This is a genomic window from Pseudoalteromonas sp. SG41-5 (genome assembly GCF_014164495.1).
Taxonomy (GTDB): domain Bacteria; phylum Pseudomonadota; class Gammaproteobacteria; order Enterobacterales; family Alteromonadaceae; genus Pseudoalteromonas; species Pseudoalteromonas rhizosphaerae.
Window position 1 is genome coordinate 1 of sequence record NZ_JACJFH010000134.1, and the last position, 8,346, is coordinate 8,346.

Genomic DNA, 8,346 nt, shown 5'->3' on the forward strand with positions numbered 1-8,346 from the left:
TAGCACTAGGTTCGCACCTGTATATAAAGTAAAACTTCATAATCAGCGCCTCACCACCTTGTTAAAGCACCGGCAAAAGCTGTTGCAGCAAGGGGCGTTTTCGTTGGCACGTTTTAGCGTGATCGACACGCAAATGCTCAATCATTTATATACCTTAAGTGAGTTGGCAGGCGAAGCGCCAACAGATTATTTTTCAGCGCAAAACTTAACCCAAGTAAGCGAGTTAACATGGCAGGCTTTGTGTGAACTTGCACAGCAAAATAGCGAACATAGTGAAGTATATCGTTTAATAGCGGCTGATTTATTCATTACTGCTATTGATGACTTTACTGCCTACTTTCATAGCTTAAGAGGCAGTGAGCAATTAGCGCAGTGTGAATTACTTCAACATAATTTAAAGCATTGGCAGCTTAACGATTTAAAAGCGCTACGCACCAGTGTACTTGAGGGTAAAGAAAAACCCCAAAACGTGGTTAAAACCTTATTATTTTCACAACCTCTTACAACCAGTGAATTACTCGCAGCGGTATTACACAAAGATTTTGAGATTGCCTTTGCTGCGTTAGTAAATAGTTATTGTGCTGGGCATGACGATGTAAGCGATAAGCTATTTAAAGTGTTTGCAAAAACCGCAGATGAACAGCAAAAAGCACAATTACTCGCTTTAGCGGGTTTACTTAATGACACGCGTTGGTACGAACCCTGTGCATTATTTTGCAAAGCAAACCCAGAGCATTGCTCGTTTGTATTAAGTCATTTTGTTTATAAACAAGCGCTGCCATTAGTGATGGATTTAATGACCATCGCAGTAACACAACCAAGTGCTTATGCAGCGTGGCTCACATTAACAGATAGGCCGCTTGCCAAAGCTGAAAAAATGTCAGTCGTCAGTGATAACAATGCAGTAAAACCGCAAAGCGGCATTAACCTTGATGATGCCGAGCACGTAAGGCAAGCGTTTGCAATGCAAGCAGGTGAGCAACTTTTAATGGGCATTAGTTTTACCAAAGCCAATAGCGCACAAAAACTCGCTAAATTAGCAGGCTCTTTAGTACAACGTGTTATTGCCCCACATTTTGATTTAACAAGTGCATGTGGTTTATTTCATGTCCAGCAAAGTGCATCGCAGTGGCAATTACTGTTAAGTGAAAAAGTGGAGAACGTTCATGCTTCATAATCTTTCTCCTTGGCAAGCCAGTACGTTTAGCGGCTGGTTAGAAGACAGTACTGAAGGTCAAGTGGTGGTGGTAAAACAAAGCTTTGAGTTTGATGAGCAAGGCAACGTTACAGCCATTGAACCCGGTCCTGAGATTGTTATTGCTGATGATTACCAAGGCGATCCTAACAGCTCACCGATTTGTGAAGTAAACGAGCAGGTGGCTTTTAAGTATGGCTTTGAAGTATATGGTAATTGCACTGCTTATCCGCCAAAAGGAAAAGACGCGCGCGTTATTGAGGTTGATCTGGGTCTTGATTCGCCTTCGCAACCTTTGTTTAAAAAGCGTTTACGTGTAACCGGAGCGCGTTATTGGCGACGTTCGTTGCTTGGGCCAGTAGCTACAGATCCAGATATTATTACCCCAGTGGCACTCAATTATATGCAGGCTTTTGGTGGCAAAGAGCTAAATAACGAGAGCAACACGTTCTTAGAAAACCCAATCGGCCGTGGTTTTAAACTTAAAAATAAGCACGCGGTTGGCCAGCAGTTACCCAGTGTTGAATACGCTAACTCATTACTTAGAAAACCTAGCCACAGCACACCGGTCGCAAGCTTTTCGGCCATACCAAGCCATTGGTCGCCACGAGTTGAACGCTTACCAGAAATAGACGAAACAGCACTTATGGCGGGAGAGTACCCGTTTAAAACAACACAGCCAAAAGATTTATACAACACAGCGCCCATTGATCAGCAAGTTGCAGCCGAGTTTGGCAAAGGCTGGGCGTGTCAGTTAACAGGGCTTTATCCATTACAACAATACGGACAACAACAACGTATAGAACTGCCGTACCAAAAACCTATTGTGGAAGTGGTAAATACACTAGCCCGAGAGCGGCTAACCATGCGCTGCGACACCTTAGTAATTGATTCCGACGCCCAGTGTTTTTCTCTGCTTTGGCGCGGTCATATTAGTCTTGAAAAAGTAGGCGCAAATAGTCAAATACTCGTTGCCTCAGAACAAAATAGCGGTAAAGAAAATTAATATGAAACAACTTACTTTTGACAGTCTTTATCATATTAATGCTGCCGGCTGTACATCAAGCAGCTTGTATACTGCAGTGGCTAATAAAATGCTTTTTTCTAAACCAAGTAAAGCATTAATTCGATGTGATATTAGTTTAGATGCGCCGTATATTTTTGTTGAAATAGACGAACTTGCGCAACTCGATAGAGTCACGCGCTGTTTATTAATGCTCTCGCACCTACTTGAGCAAGTTGATATAGCCACGTTAAGGCAAACAAACCGCATTAGCCAAATTGTATTTTTACTGCCCGTTGATGAAATTGAACAGCCACTGATAAGCGATGAAACACTCGCTGAGCTACTCCAAGAGTGTATTGCAGAACAAATACCCGCCTATTCACAGATGCCAACATGTGACTTAACCACCATAAACAACGACACCTTAGTAATCGCTGTGGATTCATGTAATAGCTATCAATATGTGAGTGAACAAGCTAAACGCTGCACCGTGCAAGTATTAAACGGCCCACCGGGCGTTATATATGGCGAAGGTGGATATGCACTGTTAATACACCGGCAAGGCAAGCTTACCGCGCAATTATATGACGGCCAAATGACGGCTCAATTAGCGCAGGCCAATTGCACCAGCCAAGACCGTTATTTATTTGCGGGCGAACAATCACTTACTTGGCAAAAAAAATGGTTTGCTTACACACAAAAATTGTACAAAAAAGGCCAGCCGCTCATTGAGTGTGCAGAGTTAGCAACGACGATAGGCCATCAAGGTAATGCAAACTCATTAGCGGCACTTACACTAGCACAAAGCTATTTATGCAACCCGCTTACGCGCTCACTTGAGCAGGTATTTGCTATTTTTAATGCACCTAATGAGCAGCTAGTCAAAATTTCAAGGAGTGAAAAATAATGCCTTATATTAACGCCGCAGCAGGCAAACAAACAGGCAGCGTACAATATGATATTGATGCGCTGAGCGCTGATGTGCGCACCGGTGGCTCAGTAACATGGCGACATAACAACTCAACATTGCTAGGGCTTAACAATAGCGCCCGCAGTAATGGTGCGCTAGGTAAAGCTAACGGTATCGCTATTTTTGAAGATAAAGCCAGTGGTGACGCCGCCTTTTTAGCTGAGATTGCCAGGCCAAAATACCGCGAGAAAACCCTCGGTGAAATGGTAAATATTTTTATACCTGATTATATTATTCCACCGCCACAATGGGATAGCCAAAAAAACGAACCAAGGCTGCCATGGAATGAACCGCAAACTAATATGGATGTAAATAAACCCGTTAGTAACGCGCAAGCATTCTTAGATTTAGTATCAACGCATTTAGGTTGGCAAGCCGGTAACCAAGAGCAGCTTATTAAAGATACAGCTTCACAAGCACCACAAGTACAAGCTGTATCGGGGCAAAATGTGCTGATAAATGGTCGCACCGCTGTACATCAAGATAGTGGCGGCAAACTTATGACGGTGGATGTCTGCTTAACCACAATTGGGACTAGCGTTGTACCAATTCCATACGCAAATAAAGCGCAATCAAGTGACGTTACAGATGTTGCCAGCTCAGTAAAAGTCAATGGCAATGGCGCCGCTAATATAAATAGCACTTTTTCACAAAGCTCAGGTGACTCCCCTGGTGATAAAAAAGGCGTCGCGAGTAAGAAAAACGACGGTGAAGCTGAATTTATCATGGGCTCGTTTAATGTATTAATTGAAGGTAAACCCGCTGTACGCCAAGGTGACCCGATGATCTCTAATTCTAAAAACACCCCACCTGCGCCACTTATGCAATCCGGCGGCCCCGCACCAAGGGGATTGAGTGTGCAAGTGAGGGATAGTTTGAGTGATGCAGAAACAACACATGGAGCGAGTATTTTAGTCAAAGGTGTTGATAGTAACGATGCATCGCTTGGTGCAATAAAAGCGACTCAAGGTGCAAGTGAGCAAAAAGTGCCAATCGCAGATAAGCAAAATATCAGTGGCAAAAACGCGTCAATTAATTTTACAGCAGGTGCTTAATATGGGATTAATTAAATTAGATTCGGAGATAAAGGGTGAATGTGGGAGTTCATATATACCTTTCGGCTATACACAACCTTATACTTTAGATAATCCGCCAAGTGATGACAATAAAGCGCAATTTATTTCGGTAAAACCAACCGTTTTTACCGAGGCGTCCCTTGATAAAAACAAAGCTAAACCTGCGCAATTTCAAGTGTTAGGAGAAGACGAACGACCTGTTAGTAACTTAAACGGCTTTTACTATATATTCGTTAATGGTTATTTATGGCGTGAAATTGCAGCTGTTGACAATGGTTGTTTATCTGAAGTTGATTTGGCAACTGAATTTGGCAAAAACGAGCGTTCATATTCGGGTTTAGTTACCCAAACAATCTTGCTGCCTAAGAAAACAAATGGTTTAAACTGTGAGCCAGGTTCACTTAGTGACCCCACGGTACAAGTTGCTTTTTCCATCGCCCAATGGTCATGGCAGTATATTGTGAGCCTCGGCGGACTGTACAAAGATGATCCAAGACAAAAAAGTGCTAACGCCACTTCACCTACACATGTTGAAGACCAGGGATTAGCTGATTCATTACGAAACGCTCGCTGTCAACAAATTGATTTAGCAGTAGCAGAGCGTGAAGGGCAAATTACAATACATGACCCAGGTGGCATAGCGCTTTCTCTGTTAAATAAGTGCCAAGTGATTTTTTTACAGCTACAGCTTGAGAATAAAAAGCTAACAGATAAGAAACATTATGATTCAGGTGTGTTGGCTTATCAAGCGATGCTAAATGATGATTTGCATGAAAAAGTGATGCGCGATCATTATATATTCCCACATCGAACTTCGATGACTCCTATAAAAACCAAAAAAGAGGGATATGCAGACTTAAGTTCTGGTGCAAAGTTTTTACGTAGTGGAGCAAAGCATCTAGACAAAGAATATCTAGAGCAATACTTGTCAAATGACAAATTAGAGAAATATTTAAAGGAGTTACCAATAGCACAAAAAGAGTTTGTTGATTTTTTACAAGACTTAAATAACGACTCATCTTTAACTTCTAAGCAAAGTGATTATATTGGTTTAGCTCCAGTAATGAATGATTGGGTAGCCCTTGAAAATGTAGATTATTTATTTGGCTTTAATTTTATTACTAATGTATTAAATATACTGAGTATCGACGATGTTTCAACTGGTGTATTCAGGCCTTGGAAAGAAAAGTTACCTGCTGAAAACGAGCGTAAAAAGAATATAAATAAAGCCACAAGTGCAATAGAAAGCTTTTTAAAAGCAACGTTTGAGCAAGGCAATTGGTTATCTGACTGCTTTATGATCCCAGAAGGTCACTTCGATATAAATCAGCCGGGGAGTGTTGTATTAAACACCTTGCCGGAAGAAAAAAATAACGGCGAAGCTAAATTTAGATTTGAAGAGTTTAAGCGCATTCATAAAAAGTTGATAGAAGAAAAACAAGAGCAAGACAGCTTATTAGCTAATAAAGGTTTAAAAGAGTTTTTTGGTAAAGCTAAAGATGCGGTGGGCTATTTAACTGCCGCATGGGGGCGAGTTGCGAGTCAATATCAAAACGGCGTTTTAAAACCGCACACTGTAAAAATTAGAAACTTGATGGTCTCTTATAATAAAGCGCTTGGAATTAGTGACTTTGCAGATATACATGTTAAACAAGCTGGTGCTGTATTAGGTGATAACCCATCAGTAATTGGCATTACGAACTATAAGCGTACGCAAAAAAACAGGCAGCAAAGGCGTGCAATGCTACGTGAAAGCGTGAAAAATCCGCCACCAAATGCAGTAACTATTTACGATAGTAAAGAAAATGTAATCGCAGCTGAAGACCCTAAAGCATTTGGCAGCAACAAAGGTTATTTTAACCCTAAAAACTGGACTGACTATAATGACTTAATCGGTAGGTATGATTCGATCGAGGGTGAGTTAGTAGTAGTACCTAAAGCCAACAGGTATGCGCTCTATTATGATAACCCAGACTTTAAACTAGGAGCTGTGGATACTGTTAAGCTCAAAGGCACGAAAATTTTAGAGCACAACTTACCAATGGTGATGTTAGCATTTGAAATGTTTAATGCTAATGAAATGATTAAAAAATTTAAGGCAGGAGACAAGGTAGATGCTAAGTTTCTAGCCGATTCATTGAATGTTATTTTCAGTCTAGCTACTCTTTCAGTTGAAGCTGCTTCATTTAAGATTCCAAGATTGTCTAGTTTCTTAAAGACAGAAATCGATCTAATTATTAAATCAGTACAAGTTACAAAAATAATAGGCTCTGTTGGTCTAATCTTAACATTGGCTATTACGGTTTTGGATGTATACAAATCTTCGCAGAAAAATGATATGGATGCAGCATTTTTTCATGCATTAAGTGGAGCTGTCGCTGTAGCTGGTTTTATATATCTTGGTGCTGCTTTATTTACTACACCTTTAGGGTGGGCAATAATCGCAGTCGGTTTGATCATTGCAATTATTGCTATATTAGTCACCGATAATGAATTAGAAACTTGGACTAAAAATGGCCCATTTGCAAAAGACGCAGATGACCGTTGTAGCGGTAGTTATAAAAAATGGCTTGATCAACCAAAAGAGTGTTACGCCGCATTAGTAGGTACACTGATGAACCCAAGTGTCACATTAGGTCTAAAAAAACTCACCGGTACCCATTGCCAATTAACTATTGATATAGACACACCAAATTTTGCTTTAGGGCAATCAGAGGTTTTCGTTCAAGTTTACCAGATAGAAGATGAGGGAGTTTTACACTTTGAGCAGGAATTCCGTCACGATCATAAAAATTGGCAAATAATCCAAAAAGAGAATACTGAATCCGGTGCCATCACTGGGTTCAAATATACCATACCGATATTATCAATGTGGCCAAAACACTTTGAAGTCGATTGGCAAGTAAAAGTACAATATCGCTTAGATAAACATGTGACCCTGCCTTATGTGGACATTGATGAGCGAAATGAATGGGACGACGGCGAAGTGCCCGATAAGGCATGGATAATAAAGGAAATAGAATATGCTTGAGCAGTATGATTTAGCAGCTTATAAAGGTACGCAAAATGAAAGGTTTAGAAATGAAATAGCTAAAGATGAACGTGACTCTATGTATTGCCGTTATCAGAGTAAGCAAGCAATATACCCAAGAGGGAAAGTGTATGGGCATTGTTATGACAGTAGTCAAAAAAACTTTTATAAAAACAACCTAAATGGTAGGTATGAAAAGTATCGTTCTATTTTTTGTGCAAAGACAAGTAACTTAACATTAGCTCTATCAACGAATCCATCCAATATAATTGACTTGATAATATTTTCATGGGTCTTATTACATTTTATAGCCTTGTTATCAGCTTTTCTTATTCCTCTATTTGCATTGTTACTAGGTTCGGTTAGTTTGGCTGGAGATATTGTTACTATGTTATTTTGTTATTTAGTAGTTTCAAAATCATTAAATTTCATTATTTGGCCATTTATAAGAAAAAAGTACAATCTGGCTGTTATATTTAATCGGGTAACAGGAAAAATGGCAATTCCTACAAGTGACGCAAAGAGCTTAGACGAATTACCATTTGAAGAATTCAATGCGCATTACAAAGTGGCCCATAATCCTAATAGTGGCTTCCCAAATAGAGGTTTTACGCTTTTACATTTTAAAAAAAGTATGAGATATGAAAAAACGTATGCTAATCAGGTTGCTCCTTCATTAATCCATTGGGAATTACTACAAAACTTTATGGATGTTACTCAACCATTAGCCGATATTCCGCAATTTGAATATTACCGTGAGTTTGATAAAACCACCGCTGAATTTGATAGAGCCAATGGCCGCCCTAAGTATTTTTGGTATCGCGTTGACAAATCATTTTTAAAAGAAATGTCTAAAGCCGATGATGAGCTTTTAAAAGGATTTAATGACGAAGAGCAGCTTGATAACTTATTGATGGGTAAACCTATTAAAAAGCTAACACCACCGGATATATTTAAATTCCCATGGAAATATGCGGATAATATAAAAGCTGAAAGCGAGATTAAATTTGGCAAAACGTTGTGGCAAAAATTCACTTCATTTTTAATGATTGATTTGTAGTTAAACAA

Annotated in this window: 6 protein-coding genes; all 6 read left to right on the top strand. The window is 39.8% G+C overall.

Translation table 11 applies throughout. From position 1 onward, the window contains the following. Positions 1–1,177: hypothetical protein (locus H5232_RS21215; protein ID WP_259400170.1), on the top strand; the 1,177-nt coding region annotated here is incomplete at its 5' end. Then, positions 1,167–2,201, top strand: a complete 1,035-nt coding sequence (locus tag H5232_RS21220) for a DUF2169 domain-containing protein (protein ID WP_182831463.1) — start codon at positions 1,167–1,169, stop codon at positions 2,199–2,201. The genes H5232_RS21215 and H5232_RS21220, both read left to right, overlap by 11 nt. Before the next feature lies 1 nt (position 2,202). After that, complete coding sequence (locus tag H5232_RS21225) at positions 2,203–3,108, top strand: hypothetical protein (RefSeq protein ID WP_182768131.1); 906 nt, start codon at positions 2,203–2,205, stop codon at positions 3,106–3,108. Then, a complete protein-coding gene (locus tag H5232_RS21230) occupies positions 3,108–4,226 on the top strand; it encodes a DUF4150 domain-containing protein (protein ID WP_182759388.1) in 1,119 nt (372 codons plus the stop codon). Before H5232_RS21225 ends, H5232_RS21230 begins: the two co-directional genes overlap by 1 nt. Before the next feature lies 1 nt (position 4,227). Further along, positions 4,228–7,278: a hypothetical protein gene (locus H5232_RS21235; protein WP_182831464.1), complete on the top strand. Its 3,051-nt coding sequence runs from the start codon at positions 4,228–4,230 to the stop codon at positions 7,276–7,278. Further along, the gene (locus H5232_RS21240; protein WP_182768129.1) at positions 7,271–8,338 is read left to right on the top strand and encodes a hypothetical protein; all 1,068 of its coding nucleotides are present in this window, start codon (positions 7,271–7,273) and stop codon (positions 8,336–8,338) included. The genes H5232_RS21235 and H5232_RS21240 overlap by 8 nt, the downstream gene beginning before the upstream one ends. Positions 8,339–8,346 lie beyond the last annotated feature (8 nt).